General features: G+C 28.3%; 26 protein-coding genes and 4 pseudogenes. 13 read left to right on the top strand and 17 right to left on the bottom strand.

From position 1 onward, the window contains the following. Positions 1 to 16 precede the first annotated feature (16 nt). The 3 genes from ACQCX0_RS03060 to ACQCX0_RS03050 all read right to left on the bottom strand — a co-directional run bounded on the left by ACQCX0_RS03060 (position 17) and on the right by ACQCX0_RS03050 (position 3,973). On the bottom strand, positions 17 to 664 hold the full coding sequence (locus ACQCX0_RS03060; RefSeq protein ID WP_462562696.1) for a lysophospholipid acyltransferase family protein: 648 nt from the start codon (positions 662 to 664) through the stop codon (positions 17 to 19). Positions 665 to 771: 107 nt separating this feature from the next. Next, complete coding sequence (locus ACQCX0_RS03055; RefSeq protein WP_462562695.1) at positions 772 to 2,577, bottom strand: ABC transporter ATP-binding protein; 1,806 nt, start codon at positions 2,575 to 2,577, stop codon at positions 772 to 774. 16 nt (positions 2,578 to 2,593) lie between these two features. After that, a complete protein-coding gene (locus tag ACQCX0_RS03050; protein ID WP_462562694.1) occupies positions 2,594 to 3,973 on the bottom strand; it encodes a TldD/PmbA family protein in 1,380 nt (459 codons plus the stop codon). 207 nt (positions 3,974 to 4,180) lie between these two features. Here ACQCX0_RS03050 and ACQCX0_RS03045 point away from each other — a divergent pair, with 207 nt between their 5' ends. From ACQCX0_RS03045 to ACQCX0_RS03025, 5 genes and pseudogenes are all read left to right on the top strand, one after another. Continuing rightward, positions 4,181 to 5,629, top strand: a complete 1,449-nt coding sequence (locus tag ACQCX0_RS03045) for a metallopeptidase TldD-related protein (RefSeq protein ID WP_462562693.1) — start codon at positions 4,181 to 4,183, stop codon at positions 5,627 to 5,629. After that, the gene (locus ACQCX0_RS03040) at positions 5,630 to 6,118 is read left to right on the top strand and encodes a low molecular weight protein-tyrosine-phosphatase (protein WP_462562692.1); all 489 of its coding nucleotides are present in this window, start codon (positions 5,630 to 5,632) and stop codon (positions 6,116 to 6,118) included. 50 nt (positions 6,119 to 6,168) lie between these two features. After that, a complete protein-coding gene (locus tag ACQCX0_RS03035; protein ID WP_462562691.1) occupies positions 6,169 to 6,387 on the top strand; it encodes a hypothetical protein in 219 nt (72 codons plus the stop codon). A 287-nt stretch (positions 6,388 to 6,674) separates the two neighbouring features. Further along, the gene (locus ACQCX0_RS03030; RefSeq protein WP_462562690.1) at positions 6,675 to 6,857 is read left to right on the top strand and encodes a hypothetical protein; all 183 of its coding nucleotides are present in this window, start codon (positions 6,675 to 6,677) and stop codon (positions 6,855 to 6,857) included. Between the two features lie 14 nt (positions 6,858 to 6,871). After that, positions 6,872 to 7,063 (top strand): annotated as a pseudogene (locus ACQCX0_RS03025) (hypothetical protein); the annotation flags it as partial. A 255-nt stretch (positions 7,064 to 7,318) separates the two neighbouring features. Here the strand turns inward: ACQCX0_RS03025 and ACQCX0_RS03020 are convergent. From ACQCX0_RS03020 to ACQCX0_RS03005, 4 genes are read right to left on the bottom strand one after another with little or no spacing between them, the layout of a single operon-like run. Continuing rightward, positions 7,319 to 7,966: a winged helix-turn-helix domain-containing protein gene (locus tag ACQCX0_RS03020; RefSeq protein WP_462562689.1), complete on the bottom strand. Its 648-nt coding sequence runs from the start codon at positions 7,964 to 7,966 to the stop codon at positions 7,319 to 7,321. A gap of 5 nt (positions 7,967 to 7,971) precedes the next feature. Continuing rightward, entirely contained in the window at positions 7,972 to 9,012 is a 1,041-nt protein-coding gene (locus ACQCX0_RS03015; protein ID WP_462562688.1) for a hypothetical protein, read from the bottom strand. A gap of 9 nt (positions 9,013 to 9,021) precedes the next feature. Further along, a complete protein-coding gene (locus ACQCX0_RS03010) occupies positions 9,022 to 10,101 on the bottom strand; it encodes a hypothetical protein (RefSeq protein ID WP_462562687.1) in 1,080 nt (359 codons plus the stop codon). Further along, the gene (locus ACQCX0_RS03005; protein WP_462562686.1) at positions 10,094 to 11,392 is read right to left on the bottom strand and encodes a PTS sugar transporter subunit IIC; all 1,299 of its coding nucleotides are present in this window, start codon (positions 11,390 to 11,392) and stop codon (positions 10,094 to 10,096) included. Before ACQCX0_RS03005 ends, ACQCX0_RS03010 begins: the two co-directional genes overlap by 8 nt. 86 nt (positions 11,393 to 11,478) lie before the next feature. Here ACQCX0_RS03005 and ACQCX0_RS03000 point away from each other — a divergent pair, with 86 nt between their 5' ends. From ACQCX0_RS03000 to ACQCX0_RS02980, 5 genes are read left to right on the top strand one after another with little or no spacing between them, the layout of a single operon-like run. Beyond that, the gene (locus tag ACQCX0_RS03000; protein WP_462562685.1) at positions 11,479 to 11,904 is read left to right on the top strand and encodes a DUF3576 domain-containing protein; all 426 of its coding nucleotides are present in this window, start codon (positions 11,479 to 11,481) and stop codon (positions 11,902 to 11,904) included. A 2-nt stretch (positions 11,905 to 11,906) separates the two neighbouring features. After that, complete coding sequence (locus tag ACQCX0_RS02995; RefSeq protein WP_462562684.1) at positions 11,907 to 14,717, top strand: leucine--tRNA ligase; 2,811 nt, start codon at positions 11,907 to 11,909, stop codon at positions 14,715 to 14,717. After that, positions 14,683 to 15,216 carry a hypothetical protein gene (locus ACQCX0_RS02990; RefSeq protein ID WP_462562683.1) on the top strand — a complete coding sequence of 178 codons (534 nt, stop codon included), beginning with the start codon at positions 14,683 to 14,685 and terminating at the stop codon, positions 15,214 to 15,216. Before ACQCX0_RS02995 ends, ACQCX0_RS02990 begins: the two co-directional genes overlap by 35 nt. After that, on the top strand, positions 15,191 to 16,246 hold the full coding sequence (holA, locus tag ACQCX0_RS02985) for a DNA polymerase III subunit delta (protein WP_462562682.1): 1,056 nt from the start codon (positions 15,191 to 15,193) through the stop codon (positions 16,244 to 16,246). The genes ACQCX0_RS02990 and holA overlap by 26 nt, the downstream gene beginning before the upstream one ends. 51 nt (positions 16,247 to 16,297) lie before the next feature. Then, positions 16,298 to 16,639 (top strand): hypothetical protein, encoded by a 342-nt coding sequence (locus ACQCX0_RS02980; protein WP_462562681.1) that lies wholly within the window; start codon positions 16,298 to 16,300, stop codon positions 16,637 to 16,639. 91 nt (positions 16,640 to 16,730) lie between these two features. Here the strand turns inward: ACQCX0_RS02980 and ACQCX0_RS02975 are convergent, their stop codons facing one another. Genes ACQCX0_RS02975 through mnmG form a run of 4 tightly spaced genes read right to left on the bottom strand, consistent with a single transcriptional unit; the run spans position 16,731 to position 21,204 of the window. Beyond that, entirely contained in the window at positions 16,731 to 17,867 is a 1,137-nt protein-coding gene (locus ACQCX0_RS02975) for a ParB/RepB/Spo0J family partition protein (RefSeq protein ID WP_462562680.1), read from the bottom strand. Then, positions 17,860 to 18,690 carry a ParA family protein gene (locus ACQCX0_RS02970; protein WP_462562679.1) on the bottom strand — a complete coding sequence of 277 codons (831 nt, stop codon included), beginning with the start codon at positions 18,688 to 18,690 and terminating at the stop codon, positions 17,860 to 17,862. The genes ACQCX0_RS02975 and ACQCX0_RS02970 overlap by 8 nt, the downstream gene beginning before the upstream one ends. Then, a complete protein-coding gene (rsmG, locus tag ACQCX0_RS02965; protein ID WP_462562678.1) occupies positions 18,687 to 19,328 on the bottom strand; it encodes a 16S rRNA (guanine(527)-N(7))-methyltransferase RsmG in 642 nt (213 codons plus the stop codon). Before rsmG ends, ACQCX0_RS02970 begins: the two co-directional genes overlap by 4 nt. A 10-nt stretch (positions 19,329 to 19,338) precedes the next feature. Next, positions 19,339 to 21,204, bottom strand: a complete 1,866-nt coding sequence (gene mnmG / locus ACQCX0_RS02960) for a tRNA uridine-5-carboxymethylaminomethyl(34) synthesis enzyme MnmG (protein ID WP_462562677.1) — start codon at positions 21,202 to 21,204, stop codon at positions 19,339 to 19,341. Between the two features lie 343 nt (positions 21,205 to 21,547). Between mnmG and ACQCX0_RS02955 the strand changes: the two genes are divergently transcribed. The 3 genes and pseudogenes from ACQCX0_RS02955 to ACQCX0_RS02945 all read left to right on the top strand — a co-directional run bounded on the left by ACQCX0_RS02955 (position 21,548) and on the right by ACQCX0_RS02945 (position 22,443). Further along, positions 21,548 to 21,967, top strand: coding sequence for a hypothetical protein (locus tag ACQCX0_RS02955; protein ID WP_462562676.1), 420 nt, complete (start codon positions 21,548 to 21,550; stop codon positions 21,965 to 21,967). 15 nt (positions 21,968 to 21,982) lie between these two features. After that, positions 21,983 to 22,309 (top strand): annotated as a pseudogene (locus ACQCX0_RS02950) (transposase); the annotation flags it as partial. Then, positions 22,285 to 22,443 (top strand): transposase, encoded by a 159-nt coding sequence (locus ACQCX0_RS02945; RefSeq protein ID WP_462562675.1) that lies wholly within the window; start codon positions 22,285 to 22,287, stop codon positions 22,441 to 22,443. The pseudogene ACQCX0_RS02950 and the gene ACQCX0_RS02945, both read left to right, overlap by 25 nt. On the opposite strand, the gene ACQCX0_RS02940 is transcribed toward ACQCX0_RS02945, so the two are convergent. The 6 genes and pseudogenes from ACQCX0_RS02940 to ACQCX0_RS02915 all read right to left on the bottom strand — a co-directional run bounded on the left by ACQCX0_RS02940 (position 22,427) and on the right by ACQCX0_RS02915 (position 25,898). Further along, the gene (locus ACQCX0_RS02940) at positions 22,427 to 22,960 is read right to left on the bottom strand and encodes a restriction endonuclease subunit S (protein WP_462562697.1); all 534 of its coding nucleotides are present in this window, start codon (positions 22,958 to 22,960) and stop codon (positions 22,427 to 22,429) included. The two genes, ACQCX0_RS02945 and ACQCX0_RS02940, sit on opposite strands and share 17 nt — an antisense overlap. A 9-nt stretch (positions 22,961 to 22,969) precedes the next feature. Continuing rightward, on the bottom strand, positions 22,970 to 23,227 hold the full coding sequence (locus ACQCX0_RS02935; RefSeq protein ID WP_462562674.1) for a hypothetical protein: 258 nt from the start codon (positions 23,225 to 23,227) through the stop codon (positions 22,970 to 22,972). Continuing rightward, positions 23,217 to 23,486, bottom strand: coding sequence for an N-6 DNA methylase (locus tag ACQCX0_RS02930; protein ID WP_462562673.1), 270 nt, complete (start codon positions 23,484 to 23,486; stop codon positions 23,217 to 23,219). Before ACQCX0_RS02930 ends, ACQCX0_RS02935 begins: the two co-directional genes overlap by 11 nt. Then, positions 23,468 to 24,553 carry an HsdM family class I SAM-dependent methyltransferase gene (locus ACQCX0_RS02925; RefSeq protein ID WP_462562672.1) on the bottom strand — a complete coding sequence of 362 codons (1,086 nt, stop codon included), beginning with the start codon at positions 24,551 to 24,553 and terminating at the stop codon, positions 23,468 to 23,470. The genes ACQCX0_RS02930 and ACQCX0_RS02925 overlap by 19 nt, the downstream gene beginning before the upstream one ends. A 222-nt stretch (positions 24,554 to 24,775) precedes the next feature. After that, positions 24,776 to 25,081, bottom strand: a pseudogene (locus tag ACQCX0_RS02920) (PD-(D/E)XK nuclease superfamily protein). 10 nt (positions 25,082 to 25,091) lie between these two features. Then, positions 25,092 to 25,898: pseudogene (locus tag ACQCX0_RS02915) on the bottom strand (DNA adenine methylase). Positions 25,899 to 25,973 lie beyond the last annotated feature (75 nt).

Genomic DNA, 25,973 nt, shown 5'->3' with positions numbered 1-25,973 from the left:
TATATAAAAAAACATATTATTTAATCTTAATCTTTACAACTTCTCCTTTTTTATTAATATTTTGAGGATAGATTTTTCTAACTCCGATTTTAGCATCATATTCCCACATTATCTGATTTAATTTTTTTTCTACATCACTCCTAATTTCCTCTAAAGTTCTTTTCATGCCTGAACTCCTTTTAGGTAAAGTAGGTTTTCCTAATACAATAAAAATTTTACTAAACGGCATTGGTATAAAAAATTTATCCCAACTATTTACCCAAACACATCCTCTTGCGGATATAGAATAAGGTAAAATAGGGCATCCTGATAAAGTAGCTAAACTAGCTATTCCCACAGAAGCTCTCATTCTAGGTCCAATTGGTCCGTCAGGAGTCATCACAACTACGGTTTTAGGTTTCTTTAAAACTTTAATCATAGATCTCAATCCAGTCACTCCATTTTTATTAATAGAACCTCTAATCACTTTAGCTCCTCCAAGCCTACAGATATCAGTAACTATTTGGGCATCTTTATTTTGAGAAGCTAAAATATACAACCTAGATATTAAAAAATTTATAAAAAATACTCCTAATAAGCGCCCATGCCATAAAGCTATAATATAAGATTTTTTTCTAATAGTCTCAAATTCTTTAGGTACAATTATTATAGTCTTACTAGTCATAAATACTAAATATAAGTAGAAATGTACTATAATAGCTAAGCTAAGGCTAATAGTATAAAAAACTATGAGCAATAATCTATTTTGCAGAATAAGATGCTTCATTAACATTATAAGATTTCTTGTTGTTTAAATTGTAAATTATACAAATATTGATAAAACCCTTGATCTTTCATCAATGTATCATGAGTTCCTTCTTCTAAAACTCTACCCTTATCTATGACATAAATATAATCTGCATTAATAATAGTAGAAAGTCTATGAGCAATAATAAGAGTAGTCTTTCCCTGCATTAGTTTATCTAAAGCCTGTTGAATTTTTCTCTCAGACTCTGTATCTAAAGCAGAAGTAGCTTCATCTAATAATAAAATAGGAGAATTTTTCAACATAGCCCTAGCAATAGAAATTCTCTGTCTTTGTCCTCCTGAAAGTTTTGTTCCCCTTACTCCGATTGGAGTATCATATTTCTGTTCAAAAGTTTCAATAAATTCTGAGGAATAAGAATTTTTAGCTGCTAAAAATACTTCTTCTTCAGTAGGATTATATTTTGAATATGCAATATTATTATAGATTGTATCATCAAATAAGATTACTTCTTGACTAACAATAGAGATATTATCTCTAAGAGATTTAACTCTATATTCCCTAATATCTTTACTATTAATTAGAATACTACCCTGTGTAACATCGTAAAATCTAGACATTAAATTAATAATAGTGCTTTTACCTCCGCCTGAGCGTCCTACTAAAGCAATTTTATTTCCCTTAAGAATTTTTAAATTAATTTTAGCTAAAACATCTACTTTTTTATCATAGGTAAAAGCAACATTTTTAAAACTAATAGTAGCCTCAGTAATATTAAGCTCTTTTGCACCTATTTTTTCTATTAATTCTGGTTGATAATCTAAAAAATGATAATATCGACGGGCAGCAATAATGCCAAATTGAACTTTAAAGAAAATTTCTGATAATCTTTTTACCGGTTGATAAGCAAGCATTAATGCCCCTATAAAAGAAAATAAAGTACCAGGATCTTCTTCTCCTTTAAAAATTTTAAAACCACCGTAAATTAAAAATGCCCCGATACAAACTCCTCCTAAGAATTCCATGAAAGGTGATAAAACATTTTTAGACCTTTCAATTTTTTTCTGAATCTTTACAATGTCTTGAATAATACCTGAAACATTTTTAATTTCTTTATTTTCCATATTATAAGATTTAATTACCCTAATGCCGTTAAAGGCTTGTTCTAAATGAGAGGTTAGTGTGCCAAATCCGAATTGAGATCTAATAAAGTATTTTTTAATTTTACCTGAACTTAAACTAATAGGATAAATAACAAAAAAGAAAGAGGCAAATACAAATAAAGCATACACTGCATTCTGAATAAACATAACCGCCACTAACCCCACAAAAGAGAAAAAATCTCTACCGATATTAATAGGCACTTCTGTAGCTAAACCCGACATTTGGTTAACATCATTCATAATAACCGATACCAATTCACCGGGTTTATGTTTACTATAGAAATACATATCCTGTTGTACAAAAGTTTTAAATAAATTAAAACGAGCTTGAGCAATTACATCCAACCCCACTACAGAGATTATTACACTATAAATATATTGAGCTATTCCCTTAACAAGAGATACCCCCATAACCGCAAATCCTATCCAATAAATATTTTGTAAAGCTGAAGGCTGTAACACTTTATTCATCGCAGGTTTAATTAAAAAAGCTAATCCTGCCGTAGCAATAGAGGCAATTATCATAAAAAAAAGTGATATTAAAATTTTAGGAAGATTAGGCTTAATCATTTCAGAGGCAAACCTTATTACGGCTGTTACCGCCGATTCAGGATCGCTAATTTTAGACTTAAACAATCTAGCAATTAAGTAATTAAGTAATTTTTTCATAATTTTACTTACCCTATTACGCAGAGACAGTTAAATTAGGGAAAAATATAGTTGGTGAATTTATAACCCCTTCAAATTCTAAATCATTTGCTACTTGCATTTCTAAAAACATTGTTTTTAAATTTCCTGCAATAGTCAGATTATTTACCGCATGAATTATTTTACCTTCCTCAAAGAAAAATCCGCTAGCTCCTTTGGAATAATCTCCGTTGATTAAATTGGTTCCCATTCCCATAGTCTCAGTTATATAATATCCTGTTTTTAAATTCTGAAATAAATCTGCAACTACTACAGAACTTGCTTTTAAATAAAAATTAGAAATTCTCGGAGCAAAACCACTACTTAATCCTCTAAACCCATGCCCGTTACTTGTTAAGTTTAATTTCTTAGCACTCTCTAAATCCAGTAGAAAATTTTTAAGTATCCCATTTTTTATAATGAACATCTTTTTAGGAATAACTCCCTCCATATCTCTTACATAGGAACCTAATCCTTGAACTATAAACGGATCATCAATAATGTTAATATTCTCTGAAAATATTTTTGTATTGAGTTTATTGTTAAAGAAACTTTTATTTCCAGCTAAAGTATAACCATTTGCCAAATTAGCAACTAAGCTCAAAATCTCTTTAGCTACTCGCTTATGAAAAATTACTGGATAAACTCCGCTTTTAGCTTTTTTAGGGTTTAGTCTTGCAAGGGTATTATCTAAGGCTTTTCGCCCTACTTCACTGGCTTTTTGTAAAGAGTTATAAGCCATTTTATAACTAAAAGCGTAATCCCATTCCATTTCCGTACCAACATCAGATTTAGCCACAAAAGAAACATTATTATAAAAGTTAGAAGTTTTATATAGTTGTTCGAATCCCTTAGAATTAGTAACTAAAGTAATATTTTTTATATACCCCGTAGAACTCTCAGAATTAATGATTAATTCGTGCCCTGCTCCCACTTTTTCCATAGTATTTGCTACTTCCAACAATTCTTGAGTTGTCGGAGTTGTAGCATCATAGAGTTCCAAATTGCAATTTAACGAGTTTACACCTTGCTTTGTAAAGTTAACTAATTTTTGTGTGGCTTTAGCAATGTCTGTAGCACTTAAAAAGCCGGCAAATTCATTTTTAGGAAGTACTTTAACTATCTCAATTGCTTGCTGTAACAATAAGTTAAGACTATCTTGTGTTAGGTCATCGCTAACTGTAATAAAAAAAGCGGAGTTTAATCCTACTCTAAGCGATACTTTAGTAGCATTGCTACTAACCACTTCTTCTAATTTTAATTTAGCCGTAGTTACTTTTAACTCTTCTATATTATTAAAAATAATCTCTAAGTCTATATTTTGTTTATTAGCTTTAGCTAATAAAACTTGAGCTTTGGCTTTTAAAGAATTTAACATTTATTTTTATGAATGAGTTATTTTAAATTATTAGAATTATACCTATATTTTTTTTTAAACACAATTATTTTGCTAATTTTTTCTACCTTATTACGGAATTAAAAGAATTTATACTCTTTATTTCTATAAAAATTAGGGGGCTCTAATCAGTTAATTGCAATTTTCATTTTTTTGTTTTATAATATCTTATATTCTCAATTGATAAATATGGAAAAATTAACTAGTATGAATACTACGGATATCATAAAACAATTATTTTATTCCAAAATTAATAAAGAAGATTTAATTAAACTAACCTCTGTTGCTTTAGAGAATTTAGATGACGGTGAGTTATTCCTAGAATATAAAAATGCTGAATTACTAAATTTAGAAGACGGTATTCTTAATGTAGCGACAACTGCTACTAATACTGGGTTCGGATTAAGAGGTATTATGGATACTGCTTGTATTTATGCACATAGCAATGAAATAAACCTAAAAGAATTAACATATGCTAAAGATATCATAGCAAATGCTAAGAAAAACTATCAGGGAAGCTTTAATTTAACTCCTAAGAGTTTTAATAAAGAATTATTATATCCAATAAGTAATCCTCTTGAAGATTTACCTTTAAACAAGAAGCTTGCTACACTTAAAGAGGTTTACGAATATACTAAAAGTCTAGATTCAAATATTACTAAAGTTACCCTATCTTTACATAATTCTTATCAAGTAGTATTAATTCTTAGAAATGAGCACGACTTGCATTTTGATATCAGGCCTCTAACCAGATTTAATGCCCAAGTATTAGTCAAAAAAGGAGATAAAGAAGAAGCCGGTTACACTGGGTTAGGAGGACGTGATATTCTTAGCAGTTTTTTTAATACAGAAACAGGTATAGACATAGTAAATAAAGCTTATACTGAAGCTTTATTAAATTTAGAAGCACGTGATACCCCGGCAGGAGAAATGCCTGTGGTTTTAGGAGCAGGGTGGCCAGGAGTATTAATTCATGAAGCCGTAGGACATGGATTGGAAGGTGATTTTAACAGAAAAGGTACTTCGGTATTTTCTGATAAACTAGGCAAAAAAGTAGCCAGCAAGGGAGTAACCATTGTGGATGATGGTACTATAAAGAATGCCAGAGGTTCTATTAGTATTGATGATGAAGGTACAAAATCACAATACAACACTTTAATTGAAGACGGAATTTTAATTAATTATATGCAAGACCGATTAAACGGACGACTTACAAATACTCAATCTACAGGTAATGGAAGAAGAGAGAGTTATAAATATACCCCTATGCCTAGAATGACTAACACTTATATGTTAGCTGGGACTAATACTTTAGATGAAATGATACAATCTACGGAAAATGGTATTTATGCCATTAATTTTGGAGGAGGGCAAGTTGATATTACCTCAGGGCAGTTTGTGTTCTCTTGTACTTCTGCTTATAAAATTGAAAAAGGTAAACTTACTTATCCTCTTAAAGGAGCTACTATTATTGGGCTGGGAGCAACAGCTTTAAACGAGATTTCTATGATAGGAAACGACCTAAAATTAGATACTGGAATTGGAGCTTGCGGTAAAAACGGGCAAAATCTCCCAGTAGGAATAGGTCAACCCAGTGTAAAACTTAATAAAATTAATGTTGGTGGTACTAAATTTTAAATGCTTAAAGTATTATTTGTCTGTTTAGGAAATATTTGTCGTTCTCCTACGGCTGAGGGTATTCTTACTAAGCTAGTCTCTGAAAAAAGTTTGTCTAATGATATTTTAGTAGATTCCTGCGGTATTTCTAATTATAATCTTAATCAGGCTCCGGATTTAAGATCCCAAAAATTAGCCCTATTACATAATGTAGATATTTCTAAACTAAAAGCCAGACAAATTAACAAAACTGATTTTGAAATCTTTGATTATATTTTAGTAATGGATACAAGTAATTATCAGATAGTATTAAAGCAGTGTACTGATATTTATAAACCTAAAATACAAAAACTCTTAAAATATCAACCTAGTTCTAATTTAGAAGATATCCCAGACCCTTATTATATGGACGATAAAGCTTTCTCTAAAGTATATGATTTAATAGCTAGTGCTTGCTCTACTTTGTTATTAGAATTAACTAAAAAAATCGAAACTCAACGTATAATTTAGTATATGATTTATAAATAATGATATACAATTAAAATCGAACCCTCTGCAACATGAACGTATTCCTATTAATTCTAGTTATTATTTTACTATCTCCCTTATTAGTAGTATTTTCTATCTTATTATTAGCTATTAGTATGCCTTTATTTATTTTATATTTATTAGCTTTTGCTATTCTGATAATTACTTTTCAACCATTTTTATTTTTAATAATTTTCTTTTTAGGAATTGTGTTAGCTTATATTTATGGAAAGAAGAATCGCAAATTTTAATAGCTCAACTATCAATATCAGGTATGTAGTAATCTAAAACTCTGTAATAGTTTTTCCATTTTTCCAATTCATCTTTATTTATCAAAACAAATACTATATGTCTTATAGTGACTTATTGTGTTATAGCTATACATTTGAGAACTATAGATTATTAAAGTTTTATAACTACTAGCAGAATAATCTCTACTATAAGTTGAAGTGCTAGAATATGTTGTTACTGGGGTTATTGTAATTAACTCTCATGAATTGTGTTAGAACTTCCATCTTGGGTTAAAACAGAAAAATACATGTATCCTTTTTCAAGAGCAGATTTTAAAGCATATTCACGACATTGTTTATCAATTCAAGGTATTGTAACCTCGTTTAATAAAGAATCTATAGAGAATATTGTAAATATCTTGAATCATCAGGAGTTGAACTATAATTTTGCAGTATCCTTAAACACTGCTACTAAAAAGTTAAAGTTTTAAAAAGTACTTTAGTCGGAGGAAACTTAACATTAGTACAAGCTAACATATGTATGGAATTGAGTCTCTCGGCTAAAAATAAAGTATTAATTTTGAAGACCACAGGAGAAGCTTATAGTAAAATATTTAGAACTCTTTCGCATTTACTCTTATCAGGTATGGTAACTCAAGCTGGGGCTATTATTTTTGGTCAATTTTTTAGTTACTAATGCAGAATATTTAATTTATAAAAAACCTTAGAAAATTTTGTAACAAGAATTAAAACTCTGATTTTTTTATTGGATTTTCTTAGGACACGGAGAAGTAAGCACTCCTATTATTTTTATAAACTTAACCAACTCCACCTTAAATCCATAATTAAAGTCATAATCTTTAATCCAACTATCATTTATCTTAATCAATAGCTATCAAGCTTTTTAAAAAACTTGACCAAAATTTTTATAAAATGTTATACGTATAACATTTTAAGTAATACTAATTTTATATCCCTGCTCATTTTTTATTAAGTTAATTTTATTTTCAAAAATCTGTAATTTTTTTCTAATATTTGAAATATGGCTATTAATTGTTTGCAAATTAGTAGGAGTTTCTTCTAAATTATTTACAAATCTTAAAAGTTCTTCTAAAGAACAAGTATTAGGATAATACACAAAAATTTCATGTAAAATATTAGCTTCTTTTTTAGTAATATTAATTACAGAATTATCTTTAAAATTTTTTATAAACGCCTCATTATAATGTTTTTCTAAAATAAAGTCTCCTACGGTAATAGTATTGCTTTGTTTGTTATCTAAATAATAATTAATCCGATTTAAAATATCCCAAAGCACTATAGGTTTATAAAAAATATCTCCCTTAAGGTTATCAATAGTATCCTCACTAAAGTTTAAAATAGCAATATTCTGAACTTGCACATTAGGATTTGTAAAAAAATTGAGATTCTGGATAATTATTTCCTCAGAAGCAATAAGAATATCCCTAGCTTCTAAATTATTAATTATTTCTGCTAAATTGTTAGCAACAATTATTTTTATCTTTAAATGCGGTTCTAAATTATTTTTTATAATATCAGCAATAGTTTCATTTAAAATTACAACGTATAATTTTTGCATTGCTCCTACTTCCTTAGAAATAAATCTCTCCCAATTCTTATCATAGTACTACCGCATTTAATAGCTTCAATAAAATCCTTACTCATCCCCATACTAAGCTCTGCTAATTGATATTGTTGTTGTAGAAAATACATTTTAGAAAAATAATCACTCGGAGAAGCTAAGAGATTAGTTACTTTTACTCTATTGGTCTCAAGTTTATCTACTCCTTGATTAATAGCTTTAAAATGAGGCAAAACCACCATTAAACCTGAGATTTCTAAATTTATTGCTCTACATTTATTAAGCAAAGTTGCTAAATTGGCAAGCAAAACCCCCGCTCTTTCTCCAATTCCTAACATTTCTTCTGTTTGTACTATCTCTCCGATCCTTAGCACATTTTTACCATTTACCTTTGCTTGATTAACTGGAATTTCTCCGCTGTCTATTCCTGCTTTATTTTTGACAATTGCTTTGCCTTCTATAACTCTTTCTACTCCTATTGGCGTGGATTGTTGCGAATTATTTTCCTGCTTAATATTCTCTAAATTTACCTGTATTAAAAATTTTTTATGTACAGCTACAGGATTTTTAGCTAAAGTTACTGCTAATTTTTCCCTATCTACCGTATGAAAAACATCAAATAATTCTAGAGCACTTTTTACTTTGTTGCTTTGTAATTTACCGATAAAATGTAGAGTAAGTTTTGGGTACTTAATTTTTAAAAATTTCCATTTAGGAAGTGCCTCCTGTAGATAATTTTCTGCAAACTCACTAATTCCCAGACTTATTGCCATTTCAATCTCAGCAATACTTCTCCCTTTAGTAACGGCTATAAGTTTAACAGGATTTTGTAGTAAAGGTGGGGACAATAAAGATGTTTGTATTTCATGTAAAGAAGCTTTATAGTTAGAAACACTGGTTTGTAAATAATTTTCTTGAACCTCTTCTTGCACCTTTTCTTGATTTTGTTGATATACTCGTGTAGTTTGGGCAGAATGTATCTTTTCTAAAATAGTAGTATAATTTGATTTAAATTGGGTTAATTCTATAGAATCCAATACCATAATTCTTCCCTAAAATCTCAATCCTAATCCTAGGGCAAACCCTTGATCTAATTTTTCTCTATTGTTAAAATTAACTCTAAAAATAGAAGCATTTACCGATAGGTTTCTACTAACCATATAAGTCATAGCTATTTCATATAAAAAACTACTATTATAATCTTTAAACTCTGAATAAATCTGATTAACCCCTACTGAGAATCCTTTGATACTATACATAAAATTATTCTCAAACCCTTGATAATGACCAAAATAGTTTAATTCTCCGGTAATTATTCCTCCCACATAACTAAATCCGATAAAATCTAAAATCATATTAGCAGAATAGGAACGTAAGCTTCCCATAACACTCTGTCTTAAAATTCCTTGTACTCCATAGCCGAATCCCTGATATTCATCATAAAACATCAGCATTGCATCTAATAATCCATCTTTACTTAAATAAATATCAGAGGAATCTAGAGCTTTGGTATTAAGATTTTTATTATCAAGTAACTTAACTTTAAGACTTTTATCTACATTTCTACTGTAAGACACCCCCAAACCAAGTCGCTTCTGCCATAATTCCTGAAAGAAAGAAACATTAAAACTGGCAGGATCCGAGAAATGAGTACCATTGAGCACAATCGCATTATAGTTTTTTTCAGTTCTTAATAAGCCATAAATACTAGACCCCAACCCCATGTTTCTTCTATTAAAAAAGTAATTTGCAAATTCTTTAGTAGCCAGAGTATTAGCATAACCAAGATATAGAGCACTATCTTTAATTTTTAAATTTAAGTATACTTTCCCATAACCGTATTGTTGCTCTCTTAAGTTATGGATATTATTTTCTTTAAAAGCTCCTACATTTGCAAAAATGTATAGTCTACCGTTTTCTATATCACTAAAATAAGCAACTGAGGCATTAAGATTATTATATAGGTTGTTAAAATTAAGAGTCATTCCCAGAGTAGTATCATAGTTAAAGTTATATTTTATATTATGTTTAGAAGAATTTTTCTGCTGGGGTACACTGTAACCTTTGTTTAAGAGTATGAGATTTAAGGGTATTAAACTTAAAAATATAAAAATACAAAAATATTTAGACATTAGGATTCCAAGTTGTTTGTTTATCTAATTTTCTTTCATACATTTTAAAAAAAGGAAAATAAATAATAGTGGAAATAACTATTAAACATAAAACTATCAAAACACTCCTCACATTTTGAGTAACTAAAAATGCTGCTATGGGAGAAGGAATAGTCCAAGGGACATAGAGAGTAATTTTACCGATAAATCCTAATTTCATACTATACCACGTCACAATAGTATTAAATAAAGGGGCTCCTATAAAAGGGATAAAAAATAACGGGTTATTTACTATAGGAATCCCGAATAATACCGGCTCATTAACATTAAAAATGGAAGGAACAATAGAGATTTGTCCTCTTCTTTTAAGATCAGCATGCCTACTAAAAAGCATTAATATAGCTAATCCAAGAGTTGATCCGGCTCCGCCTAAAAAAACAAAAAATTCAAAAAACCCTAAAGTTACAACCTTAGGAACTCCTTTACCAAATACCATAAACTCGGTATTGGTATACAAATTGGAAATAAGTAGCACATATAAAATCGGTAATAAAAGATTAGTAGCATGAATGCCAACAAACCACAATAAATGTAAGAATATTACAAAAATAATTACAAAAATTAAATTATTAACTAAAGTAGCTAAAGGATATACAATAAAAAAACTAATAAACTTAGCTAAACTTAGATCAAAAATATTAAGAAAAACCAAATTAAGTACTAATAATACTATTAAATTAATAAATAAAGGAACTATAGTCTCTAAAGATTTAGAAATAACAACTGGTAGTGCATCCGGTAATCTTAAAGTAAGTTTATAATTATATAAAAATCTATAAATATGTACTGTAACAAAAGCCACAAAAATTGCTAATAATAAACCGCCATCTCCTAAAAGTTCTGAGAGAATCATAAAAAAATCCGTAACAGTATTAATATTGTTCATTTGCACAAAAGAACCAGTAAACAACATAGAAAAAGCAGACATAATTCCGCAAACTGCAGCATTTAAGTGATAACTCTGAGCTAAATGATAACCTACCCCAAAGGCTGCCCATAGAGAAATCATTCCCATACTAACAAAAGAAGCTTTAACTATTTCAAAATGATAAGTACTAATAAAATTACTATAAACTGCCCAATAAAACCTACTATTAGAATCAGCCAACGGGACATACAAAGCCAAAGCTAAGACAGTACCCAAAATAATAAAAGGGAAAGTATATGCAAAACCTTTACTAACTGCTTGTAAATGTCTACTATGTAAGAGCGATATTAATAATACTCTAATTTTATTTGCAACTTGATACATTTTTCATTTAATTGTTTTATTATTTTGGTTTATATTGTTAGGATATAATTAAATATATAAAAGTGTAATTATAATATAATAAAAAAATGATTAAAAAAAATATAATAGTATTTTTAACAGTATTACTAATAGTATTTAGCCTTATTGTTAAACCAACTCTAAGTAAAGCGTCAGGAATAGATTTTCCTTTTAAAACCGGAGTTAATAAGTATGCTTGGTATGCCAGTTTGCAAAGCATTAGTTTTATGCCACTCTTAAGTGCTGATTCTTTTAGCGGTGTAATTATCACAGATTGGTATTCTGAAAATAACTCTGAACAATATAAAGTAGATATTTATATTTTAGAAAAAAACCTCACCCCCGATACAGTTTCCGTAAAGGTTTTCAAACAGAAAAAAGTTGGCTCTATTTGGATGTCTGAGACAAGAAATACAACATTAGAAAAAAATTTAGAAAACACTATTTTAACCTTAGCAAGAAAGTTATATCGTAAAGAAATAATTCAAAAATAACAATGACTACCAGTAATTATAGTTTTAATGCCATAGAATCTAAATGGCGGAAACTTTGGCAAGAACAAGCTCTTGAACAAGCCAAAAATAAAGCTGGTAATAATTTTGTACTTCCTAAATATTACGTCTTAGAAATGTTTCCTTATCCTTCCGGAAACATTCATATGGGACATATTAGAAATTATACTTTAGGTGACGTTTTAGCTAGATATAAAAAATCTAAAGGATTTAATGTTTTACATCCTATGGGTTGGGATGCTTTTGGATTACCAGCAGAAAATGCTGCTAAAGAGCATAATATTCATCCGAGTACTTGGACTTTACAAAATATTGAAAATATGAAAAAACAATTTCACTTGATCAGTTTAGATTTAGATTGGTCTAGGGAAATTAATACTTGTTCTCCTGATTATTATCAACATGAACAAGAAATTTTTATTGAATTCTACAAACACGGCTTAGCATATCGCAAAAATACTATGGTTAATTTTGACCCTGTGGAACAAACTGTGTTGGCAAACGAACAAGTAATTGAAGGTAAAGGTTGGCGATCTGGTGCTACTATTGAACAAAAAGAACTAGAACAATGGTATTTAAAAATTACCGACTTTGCCGAAGAGCTATTACAAGATTTAACTATCTTAGAAGATAAATGGCCTGATAAAGTTATTCAAATGCAACAAAATTGGATTTCTAAATCACTAGGTCTAAATATTAGTTTTAAAATTAATAATTATTCTAACAACTCTTTAAATCAAACACCCTTAACAACAGAAAATTTAGAGGTTAAGAATTTAAAAATAGCTACCTCTATTATAGAATACATAGAGATATTCACCACCCGTCCTGATACAATTTTCGGAGTAGCTTTTATAGCTCTCTCAATTCATCATCCGCTTACCAAAGCACTTGCTAAAAATAATCCTGTATTACAACAATTTATTAAAAAATGTGAAACTTTAGGTACTTCTCTTGAAGCAATAGAAAAAGCAGAAAAAGAAGGATTTAATACTAATTTAACAGTTAAACACCCTTTACTGGAAAAAAATCTTCCAATTTTTGTAGCTAATTTTGTATTAGAAAGCTACGGCTTAGGAGCTGTTTTTGGTTGCCCAGCTCATGATGTCAGAGATTTTGCTTTTGCTAAAAAATATAACTTAGAAATTATCACAGTTATCGCTCCGACATTCAATATCAAGACTAGCTCTAAAACTACTAACCCTACTTTGGATAACACCCATAAAAACTTTACTTCTCAACTAACAGAAGAACTATTTAGTTTATCTGATATGAGTTCCATTAATTTACAATCTCCTAACTCGGAAACAATTCCAAATTCTAAAATTCCAAATGCTCACTTTACAGTAACTAATGAACCCTATACTAAACCCGGTATTTTAATTAATTCTCACGAGTTCAACGGCTTAAGTAATTTAGATGCCTTCCATAAAATAAGCAATCTTTTAGAAGAACAAGGCATTGCTAAACCATCAGTTAATTATAAATTGAAAGATTGGGGTATTTCTAGACAAAGATATTGGGGGGCTCCAATTCCTATAATTTATTGTAAGCATTGTGGCACAGTACCGGAAAAAAAAGAAAACCTTCCGGTTACTCTACCTCTAGATATAGATTTAAACACAATCGGTAATCCTTTAGAAGCCCACCCTACTTGGAAATATACTACCTGTCCATTATGCTCTAAAGAAGCCTTAAGAGAAACCGATACTTTTGATACTTTCTTTGAATCTTCTTGGTATTTTTTTAGATTTGCCTCTCAACCTGCAATCACTCCCTTTAAAAAAGATGAAATTAACTATTGGTTACCAGTTGATAAATATATTGGTGGCATTGAACATGCTGTTATGCATCTCTTATATTCAAGATTTTTTACCAAAGCTTTAGTGAAAATAGGCTATTTAGATAACTCTCTCAAAGAACCCTTTGCTTCACTAATGACTCAAGGCATGGTTTGTCATACTACCTATAAGGATTCTTTAGGTAAGTGGGTCTTTCCTGAAAATATTGTTGAAAGCTCAGACGGTACTCTTATTAATAAAAAAAACTCACTTAAGGTTACAGCTGGTAAATCTGAAAAAATGAGTAAATCTAAAAAGAATATTGTTGATCCTGAAGAGATGTGCAAAATTTACGGTGCTGATACGATTCGCATCTTTATTTTATCAGATAGCCCCCCTGAGAAAAATCTCGAATGGACAGATGAAGGTATTGAGGGTGTCTTTAAATTTATTAATCGTCTTTGGTTTTTAGCCACTAAGCTTAAACTTATTTCTACAGCTATTTTTAACCCTGTAGAGTTAGATTCTCTTAATAAAAAGCTTTATATTCTTACTAATCAGTGTATTGTTAATTTAGAAAAATATATAGAGAGTTTCCACCTTAATAAAGCTTTGGCTGTTATTAGAGAATTAGTTAATTTAATTGAATATACTAAAAATAAAACTCCTAATTCAGCTGTATTAAAATACTCCTTTACTATAGTTATACAACTACTACATTTTTTTGCCCCACATGTTACAGAAGAAATTTGGCAACAATTCGGAAATAAAAATTTCTTGGTAAATAATACTTATCCTACTTATAATAAAGATTTTTTAAACTTAGATACTATTAAAATAGCCGTACAAATTTTAGGAAAAACCAGAGATCTCTTAGAGGTAAATCCAGATATTACAAAAGAAGAGTTATTAGTTATGATTAATAGTACTAAAACCTTAGCAAAATATCTTGTGAATCATGAAATTAAAAAAGTTATTTATGTACCAAAAAAAATTATCAATATCCTTATTTAAATATTTATTACTACTACTTTATTTAATTATTGTTTCTTGTTCTTTAAAACCTATTTCTAAAGAATATGTTAACTATAGAAATCTAATCTATGTAGAAACTATACCTAATTATTATGGTATGCTAATTAAAAATGAACTTACTAAATACCTTCCTTCTACTTATAATTCTAGCAGTATTAATTATATTTTAAGAGTATATCCTGAGTATAATAAAGACTTAATTCTCAGTGATAATACGGGTTTTAGTACTAGGAGGTCTATAACTATTGCTGGGAAGTGGGAAATATTTGATAAAACTACTAATACTATTATAATTAGTAGTAATTTACACTTAATTTCTTATTATGTAACAGGGTATACTGGACAAAAAACTGCTGAAAATGAAAAAGAAGAAATGTATAACGTAGCAAAAATTTTAGCCCAAGATATTTATTATAAAGCAATTTTATTTCTAGAAAACAGATATATCAACAATGAAAATAAATCCATCACAAATTAAGAGTTTTCTTAATAATTTAGCTAATAACTCAGAACTTAAAGGATTACTCATTTATGGTGCTGATAAGGGATTAGTTAGAGAACACATTAAATTTGCTAAACATAAGTATTTACTTGCAGAAATTACAAAAAATTCTGAAGAAAAGCTTAACTCTAACTTTTTACAACAAACAGATATTAATGCTACTGATTTAAAAAAAGAACCTTATAAATTATTTGAAGCTGCTTTTTCTATTTCTCTATTAGGAGATTTTAAAAAAGTAGTACTTATCCGCGAAACTAACGATTTTCTTACTCAACTCCTTGAAAAATATTTTCTTAAAGCCGATTCTCAAACCTTAGTTATTATTGAGGCAGCTGAGTTACCTCCTAGTTCAAGTTTACGTTTATGGGCTGAGAAATCCAGAGTTGTTGCAACAATTCCCTGTTATTTAGATGACTTAAATTCTTTAAAAAATCTGATTAACTCTCTCTTAGCTAAAAATAAATTTAGCATTAGCAGTTCTTCACTAAATTATATGGTAAATAATTTAGGAGCTGATCGCGGTGTAACACTCTCAGAATTAAATAAACTTATGTTGTATAAACATGGTAGTTCACAAATTGAATTAATTGACGTTGAAAAAATTTTAGAAGACAGCGGAGTAATTAGCTTTGATAAAATAGTTTATGCTGTTTTTTCCGGAGAATTAGAACTTTTATTTTTACATTTACAACGCTCTAGTAATGATTTAAGCCCAATAACTTTAATTAGAAGTTTAATCTCACATATTAATAAGCTGTTTTATGTTAAAACTGCATTGCTACAAAATAAAGACCTTAATCTCACTCTAAAAAGTCTTAAACCTCCTGTATTTTTTACTTTTATTGATGCTTTTAAGAAACAAGTACATCATTTTAGTCTAACAAAAATGACTCAACTATTAGAAAAACTTAATCAAGCAGAAATTAATGCTAAGTTACACCCTAATATTGCTCAAACTATTACTGAAAATATTGCTATAAATATTTGCTTAAATTGTAAAAAATAATTTATAATTAGTTATTTATTGCAACATTATATTTTATTAGGATCTTTCTTTATGAAAAAAAAATTATTAGTAACATTATTACTATTGTTAGTGGCTTGTACCACAGTAAAACCTAAAAAATCTACTTTAATGACTCAAAATAAAACTGTTAATAATTTAACTCCGGCAGAAGAACAAGAATTATTTATTAAACAAACAGAACTAAAAAATTTACAAACCTCTTTAGAAGAACAATTAGTATTTTTAAATAATCAAGAACAAGAATTAGCAAAACAAGAATTAGTCCTAAATCAAAGAACTAAGAAAATTAAAGAAATAACTCTAATTTTAACCGTAATTCAAGAAAATTTGAAAACTATTCAAAATAGTTTTCAAACAATTACTACTAAATAAAGAATTTAATTTTATTATTACTAAAAAAATCTCGTATGGGAAGTTTTTCAAAAATGTTACACGTGTAACATTTTTGAAAATACTATTGAACCTACTCAGTAATAATTTTTTTGTTTAATTTTTGTAAGAAATTAAGATTACTATACCTAATTTTAATCTCCCCAGCACCGCTTTTTCTAGTAGCATAAGTAATTGTAAACTCTGATAATTTATTAGAGATTTCTTGTTGAATAATTTTAGCATATAAAACCATACTATGTTCCGCCGTTAGTTTTTCCTGTTCTGAAAAATCTTTGTTAAAATTTTCCTCAGCTAAAGCTTTTTCAAATTTTCTATCAAATTCATAACTATTAGAATCATTATTTATAGTAACATCAGTTTTATTTTTATATTCTTTTATTAATTCTTCAGTTTGCCTAACATTAAGCTTAAATTTAATTATTTGCTCTGCTAAATATTCAATATCACTCTCTGCTAAAGATAAAACCTTAGCTTGTCCTACACTAAGCTTTCCTTTATCTAACATAGTTTGTACAGATAGTGGTAGGGTTAATAATTTTAAATAAGTAGTAATATAAACTCTACTTTTACCTAATATATTAGATAAACTTTCATGAGTATGTTTATAATCATCTATTAATTTCTTAAAAGCTCTTGCTTCTTCTAGAGGATTTAAAGCCCTTCGGTGTAAATTTTCTATTAAAGCAATTTCTAAAACGTCTAAATCGCTATACTCTAATAATATAATTGCCGGAATTTCTGTTAACTTTGCCTGTTTAGCGGCTCGCCATCTTCTTTCTCCAGCAACTATTTCATACCGATTTTCACCGGTATCTCTTAGACTAGTTAATTTTCTTACTAGAATAGGTTGTAAAACCCCTTTTTGTGAAATAGAAAGACTTAATTCTCTTAAACTTTCCGAATTAAAATCTTCCCTTGGTTGCAACTTTCCAGCTACAATTTTGTTTAATGGTATTGCATGAATATCTAGCTTATGCTTCTTTAATTCATCTGAATTCTCTTCAGATTCTCCTAATAAAGCAGCTAAACCTCTACCTAATGCAACCGGTTTTTTAGCAGATTGTGCTTGTAATTCTGGAGTTTTTTTAGCTTTTATACTTTTAACCTTTTCCGAAATAATATTTTGCTTTTCACTAATTTGGTTATTTTGCTGCTTATGTTTAGCTTTATTTAAAAAATCATTTAATTTATCCTTTTGATTATCCATTTTGCACCTCCTTAGTTTGTATATCTTCTTGGGAAATAACCTCAGTAGCTAGATTTATATAAGCTTTTGAGCCAATACAGTGAGAGTCATATACTATTACTGGATAACCATGGGATGGAGCCTCCGAAATTTTAATATTTCTAGGAATTACCGTTTTATACACTAAGTTAGTATAATGCTTACGGACATCTAAATCTACTAATTTAGATAAGTTATTTCTATTATCAAACATAGTTAACACAATTCCTCTAATCTTTAAAATAGGGTTACTAGATTTTTTAATAATAGCAATAGTCTTAATTAAGTGACTTAATCCTTCTAAGGCAAAATATTCACATTGTAGCGGAATTAATACTTCTTTAGCTGCCACTAATGCATTAATCGTTAAAATTCCCAAAGAAGGGGGACAATCTATTAAAATATAATCATAACTAGTTAATATAGGTTCTAGAGCTTTTTTTAAATACTGTTCTTTATTTTCAAAGTTAGCTAGTTCTATTTCTATACCTGATAAATCCATAGTAGTAGGAATTATATATAAATTAGGAATATTAGAAGTTAGAATCACCTCGTTGATAGTATTTTTTCCGATTAATAAATCATAAACTGTGTATTTTAAAGTAGTAGCATTAACCCCCAAGCCAGTAGTAGCATTGCCTTGAGGATCTAAATCTATTACTAAAATTTTCTTATCCATTACACATAAAGCAGTGGCTAAATTCATAGTAGTTGTAGTTTTACCTACTCCGCCCTTTTGATTAACAATAGCAATAATAGCTGATGTTTTATGCTTAGATATTTGAGATGGTGATTGAATATTCATTTAATCCTCTTAATTATTAATATTTTTCCGCTCTCAGAAAATAAATTTGGTTTAATTTCATAACTATAGTAGGAATTTAATAATTCTTTAGCGTTAGTTAATTCTTCTTGATAGCTTTTTCCTTTTAGTAAAATTGCCATTCCGCCGATTTTTAATAAAGGTTTAATATACAACAATAACAAGTTTAATTTGCATAAAGCTCTTGATACAATAAAGTCTGCCTTATTTTTAGTACTACTTAACTCGATTCTCTCATTAATAATTTCTACATTCTCTAATTTTAACAGATGTTTTATCTCTGTTAAAAACATGGCTTTTTTAGTAATTGATTCAAATAAAAAAAATCTATTTTGAGATACTATTATAGCTAAAACTATACCAGGTAAGCCAGCACCACTACCAAAATCAAAGATTTTTTTATTTTGAAGATCTATATAATTTACTAATTGCAAACAATCTAAGATATGTCTTTCCCAGATATCTCCCACAGAGTTATTGCTAATTAAATTCATTTTTTTTTGCCAAATTTTAATAAACTCTACATATCTACTTAAAGTTTTTATTTGTTGCTTAGTTAATGCAAAATCTTGAAGTTTTATCTTTACCATATTATTTAAATCATTACTTGAGGTGCTCACATCTAATATCCTATTTAGCATGTTTTTGCCTTTTTAAATACGCTAAAATAGCAATTATTGAAGAAGGTGTGGCTCCTCTAATCCTTAGTGCTGCTCCGACATTTTGCGGTTGAATTTTAGTATATTTTTCCATAAGCTCTTTGGATAATCCTGGAATTTCCTGATAATTAAGATTTTGAGGTATTTTGATTTTTTCATCATTACTAAAAATACTTACTTCATCTTGTAGTTTTTTGATATAATAAGAATATTTACTATCAATTTGTACAATTTCTAAAACTTTATTATCTATGGTTGCTAAATTTGACCAAATTTTCTTAAGAGATTGGATGGTAATATTTGGATAACTTAATAATTCAAAAGCATTACGCTTGATTCCGTCTTTATTGAGGATAATTTCATACTTTGCTAATTTATTAGGAGAAATTATTAGAGAGGTTAAAAGCTTAATTGCATCTTGTATTGCTTGTTTTTTTGCTAAGAACTGTTTTAGCCTTTTTTGAGAAATTAAACCAACCTTTGAAGCTTTATCAGTTAATCTTTGATCAGCATTATCGCTTCTTAATAAAATTCGATATTCAGAACGCGAAGTAAACATGCGGTAAGGTTCGCTCACCCCTTGGTGAATTAAATCATCTACCATCACCCCAATATATGCTTCAGAGCGATTTATTTCTAAGTTTTGCTGACTCCCTAAAGCAACTAAGGCAGCGTTAGCTCCAGCAATTAAACCCTGCCCTGCAGCCTCTTCATATCCGGTAGTTCCATTAATTTGTCCGGCTAAAAATAAGCCTTTAAATTTCTTTACCTCTAAAGTATTACTTAACTCTTGAGGATTAATATAATCATATTCTATAGCATAACCATATCTAAAAATTTCTACATTTTCCAAACCCTTGATACTTCTTAAAAAAGCCTGTTGTATCTCTTCAGGAAGAGAAGTAGAAATACCACTAGGATAAATAACTTCACTAGTTAACCCCTCTGGCTCTAAAAAAATCTGATGATTCTCTTTATCAGCAAATCTGGTAACTTTATCTTCAATTGATGGACAATACCTAGGACCAATCCCGCTAATTTGCCCGCTATACATAGCTGATTGCTGAATATTATCTATGATAATTCTATGTGTTAAGGGATTCGTTTCGGTAATATAACAACTAATTTGCGGTAGAGTAATTCTATCAGTTAAGTAAGAAAACGGCTCAGGAACATGATCTCCTTCTTGTTTTTCTAAAATATCAAAATTAATGGTTTTAGTGTTTAATCGAGCTGGAGTTCCGGTTTTTAATCTCCCCATATCTAATTTTAAACCATATAAATAATCTCCTAATGCCGTTGCCGGTTTTTCATTATAGCGTCCTGCTTTATGAGTAATTTTGCCAACATGAATAACTCCGTTTAAAAAAGTACCTGTGGTTATTACCACTGCTTTGGCTACTAGTTTAGTAGTATTCTTTAAAACAACTCCCGTAATTGTTGATTGAGTTCTAAGTAAACTCACAACTTCAGCTTCTAAAATAGTAAGATTTTGATATTGCTCTAATGTTACACGTGTAACATTTTTATATAATTCTCTATCTGCCTGTGCCCTAGGACCTTGTACTGCAGGACCTTTACTTTTATTCAGTAGTTTAAAATGAATTCCTGAATTATCAATAATCTTTGCCATTAATCCGTCTAATGCATCTACTTCTTTAACAATATGCCCCTTCCCTAAACCCCCTATGGAGGGATTACAAGATAATTCTCCAATATTATTTAAAGATAGGGTAATTAGTAAAGTATTTGCTCCTATACGGGCTGAAGCAGCAGCCGCTTCAATTCCGGCATGACCTGCTCCTATTACAATAACATCATATAATAGTTTTATCATTTTATCCTATTAAAAACAATTGTTACACGTGTAACATTTTTAAATTAGTTATTTATTTTAGAATATATTATAACATAACAATTATAATATCACATCATAGATTATATTAGTTTTAATTTTTTAGAATTTATATTTGCTTATTCTCATAAAGAGATTGAAATTTACCTATAGAATAAACTCCTTTTAGGTTATCTCCTAGTTGATCTTTTAACCCTTGCAAAGCTCTAAGTTTATAACTACCATCAATTACAATAATAGTATCTATCTTATACTTTTTTTTGGTAACTATCCCTTGACAACAAGTAGATAATTTTGTATAATGTCTTTAAGAAAAGGATATATTATGAAAAAAGATAAATTTACTTTAAAGCAATTTAACAACTTCTTTCCAATTGATGATAGTTGTTTAGAGTATATATTTAAAGCACAAACTAAAGATAAAGAGACGTATAATAATTGTAATAGTAAATTTTCATATTATAAAATAACAGATAGAAAATGTTATGCATGTGCTAATTGTGGATATCAAACACATCCTTTAGCTAACACTATATTTCATAAGTCATATACTCTATTAATAGATTGGTTTTACTGTATTTATCTTTTTTCAGTATCTAAAAATGGGGTTAGCGGTAAAGAGATAGAGAGAGATATAGGTTGTACTTATAAAATAGCATGGAGAATAGCAAATAGAATAAGAAGTTTACTAACAGACGATAATAGTAATTTGCTTGGTAATATAGTTAAAATAGATGAGACTTAGGTTGGTGGTAAAGAAGGCAATAAACATTATGATAAAAAAACTCCTAATGCACAGGGTAGAAGTATAAAAGCTAAAATACCAGTAATAGAAGTAGTTAAAAGAGATGGCAATGTAAAAGCTAGTGTAGCAACAAATACAAACATTAACGCAGTAAGAAATTTTGTTAAAGATAATATTGAAATAGAGAGTGTATTAAATACAGATGAGTATAGAAGTTATAATGGTATATCTAAACTAGGTTATACACACAATAGAGTAAATCATGATTTTAAAGAGTATGTAAATGGTAAAATGCATACTAATACAATAGAAGGATTTTGGGGTCATTTTGGGGTCAATTAAAAAGAAGTATAAATAGTACTTATCATATGGTAAGCCCTAAATATTTACAAAGCTATGTAAATGAGTTTAGTTTTAGATATAACCATAGGAATAATACTAAACCTAATTTTTTAAATATTATTCCTTTAGTTTAATTGCCTTATCAAGTAGATTAAAAAACTCACTTGATAGTTCTTCTTTCTTATTATTGTCCCATATAGAGTTTTTTAATTTATTTACTTCATTGATTTTTCGATTAATTTCATTTTCTTTAAACTTTATTATTTTTAAAATATTTTTCTTTGAATTTATAATGCTTATTTGCTCATCCTTGCTAGGTATTGGTATAATTAATTGTTTTATTTCCCTTCCAGCTCTCATGTTTTTTATTCCAGTTCCTAAAGACTTGGTTAGTATTTCGTTTTGAAAATTATCGCTTTCAAAAACTATTTTTAAAAATTCTGGTAAAAGTAATTTACTGTTTTTAATTCTTAATCTCATTAAAACATAATTAATTATACCTTTTTCAAATTTATTAGGAACAATACCTACTTTACCTAAAGTTCCAGCACATGTCATTAAAATATCGTTTTCTTTTATTTCAAACTTTTTTAACTCTGTAAACTTTTCTTCTGTTAAATAATATTTGCCTAGTGTAAAATCTTTATTAATAATATTACCTTATTCATATAATTTATACCACTTATCTACACAAACACTCTTTTTTATGCTACTACCAAATGGACATCTTAATAAATCAATTACATCATCTAATTTCACTAATGAGTATTTTGATTTATATTTATAGTTTATATATTTATTAAAAATTAGATTAAACGAATTATCCCTAATGTCATTAAAACTAACTTTATTAAATACTAAGTTGCCGACATTTGTAATATTTGTATTTCTATTAAAATCAACATAATCAATGAACATTAAGTGTAAACCCATCACTTTTTATGTCAATAAATAAAACATTATTTGTAGTTTTTTCATGACAATCAGTAAAATATAATATATTTGTTTTAGCATTTGTATATGGTAAAAAAACTCCTTGTGGTAACGATACATTGGCTTTTAAATTTGCATTTTTTAATAAAAATTTTCTAATACTTTTATATTTATTATCTCTTCCTGGAACAACTAATGCCATTTTACCACCTTTTTTAACAGCTTTTAAGAATGTAGAACACACTCTCCATCTGCTTGGTCTTTAGCTAAGTTATTATAGTATAAACTTGAAAATTCAGTATTTTGAGAAAACGGCATATTTGTTATAACTATATCATATTTACCATCTATTGTATTTGCTAAACTATCTATTTGCTGTACCCCACTATGACCATCGCCATGAAGTATCATATTCATTTTAGCAAGTCTATTGTTTGTAGTTATCTCACCACCATATAAAGTATCTTCTTTTAACAATTTTTTATCAGTCTCATTATCTATAATAGTATTCTCTTTTATATGATTAAAAGCCTCTGTCAAAAACCCTCCAGTACCACAAAAAGGGGCGTATACTTTTTCTTTAAACTTTGGATTTACCATATTTATAATTGTTTTAGTAATATGTCTTAGTGTAAAATACTCTCCTAGGTCATTATCTGTAGTAGTAGCTTGTTTTAGAAAGTATTCAAATGCATCACCTTTGATATCTGTATCAATAGTAGATAAATAAAGTTTATCAAGTTTAACTATCATATCTCTTAATGTGTTAGGATTAGTTATTAAACTATTAGCATAAACACCAGAGCCGTACTTGTTATCTATCTCTTTTAGTGAAGTATTAAAAGTAGATATAAGCATTTCATTATCTGTATTTTTAAGATTATTCCATATATTATCATGCTTATTTTCAGTATAGAGTTTTAAAAAAAACATATTAGCAAATTCACTTAGTCTCTCAATACCAGCTCTTAATCCTTCTGCTCTTAACTTATTATTTAAATTCTTAAAGATATTTATAAGCTCATGTCTTGATAATATAACTTCTTTAGGTATAGTATATATAGTATTGGTATTTTCAGTTAAAAACTTTAAAACTTCTTGCTGTTTAATAAGTTCATTTACTTCATTTTCATTTATATATAGTGGTTTATTTGTATGTAAATGTCGTGTTTCACAATAGCTATTATTCATAGCAAATATAAGGGGTGCATTTAAAAGTCCTGCATATTCCATTACTTGATCTAGTGCTTTATCTAAATTAGTACCACCTGATTTTGCTTCAATAATTCCAACTGGTACTTTACCATTCATTAAAACATAATCAGGTCTTAGATTGGATTTTTTAATTTTGAATTATCTATTATTCTATTGATATCACTTTCAAAATAAACATTTTTATTTTGAAAGTGATATCAAGTATCCAGCCCTTATTAGTTAAATTACTATCAATAATATATCGTGTGTCTTGTTTTATCATAATAGTATAATCATGCAATTATGATACAAAATTATCTACTTGTTGTCAAGGGATAGTTACTTTTTTTTAATGTTAGAAACCATATAAGGATATTTTTCATCAGTAGATCCGGAAATTTGTTGCTATCTACTTTCTATAATTAAAGAATTAGGATGTTTTTTAGGATGGTAAATAATAAAATCACAATGAGTTTTAGTATTATAAATACTTGTTCCCATTAAAAATCTTCTAGTATAAATAGGTTGTTCCAAACGTTTTAAAGTTATAAAATTTTTTCTATCACAATTCTCATGTCCTAAGAATTTTAATTTAGATTCTATAAAAAGCTCTAATTGATTAGCAGAATTATTTTTTTCTTCCATATTTCGTTCTTTAAGCATAATTTCTTATTAAAACCTCACTTACGGAATTTCTTTGATTAGATTTACTATTAACAATTCGCGGATCTTTAATAACTTCTATATTAAAAATATCATATAAGTGTATTATAAAATCTGTATTAAAATTAGACAACATAAATTTTATATCTTTTTTATCTAATTTTTTACAATAATTAAAAAGCTTTACTTGATCACGTTCCATAAAATTATCTTTATCATATTTAGTAAAAAAGCCATCATCAATAGCATGATAAGGAGGATCCATGTAAACAAAATCATTCTCTTTAGGTAGAATTTTTTCAAAAGAATTCCATTTTACTTTTAATTTTATATTTTGCATATACTTATTACAAGCCCAAATCGTTTCTTCATCTACTATTAAAGGATTTTCTTACTTACCCATAGGTACGTTAAAATTACCGTTATTATTCACCCTGTATAAACCATTAAAACAAGTTTTATTTAAGTAAATAAATCTAGAGGCTCTTTCTATAGAATCATCACTCTCAAATTTTTTTCTAATTTGATAATAATACGCTTAACTATGTTTATTTTTATACTTATGTAAACTCTTAATTAATTGTTTAGGATGATTCTTAATAATCTGATAACAAATTACTAGATCTACATTTATATCGCTGATTACAGCTCTTTTCGAATTTAAATAAAAAAAGAGAGCTCCACCTCCAACAAAAGGTTCATAATAAGTATAATAATTTTTCAGCATTCTTCTGGCAATCTCACTTAATATTGACCTTTTACCACCTACCCATTTTATAAAAGGCTTTACTAAATTCACGTAATTATTTCCAATATTGTTAAATATATGACAGTAATATTTATTTAAGAATTCAAATTAAAGCACTACTTAGTT

Source organism: Candidatus Hepatincolaceae symbiont of Strigamia maritima, from assembly GCF_055505085.1.
Note: the sequence above shows the minus strand (reverse complement) of the source record. Positions and strands in the feature narration are given on the sequence as shown.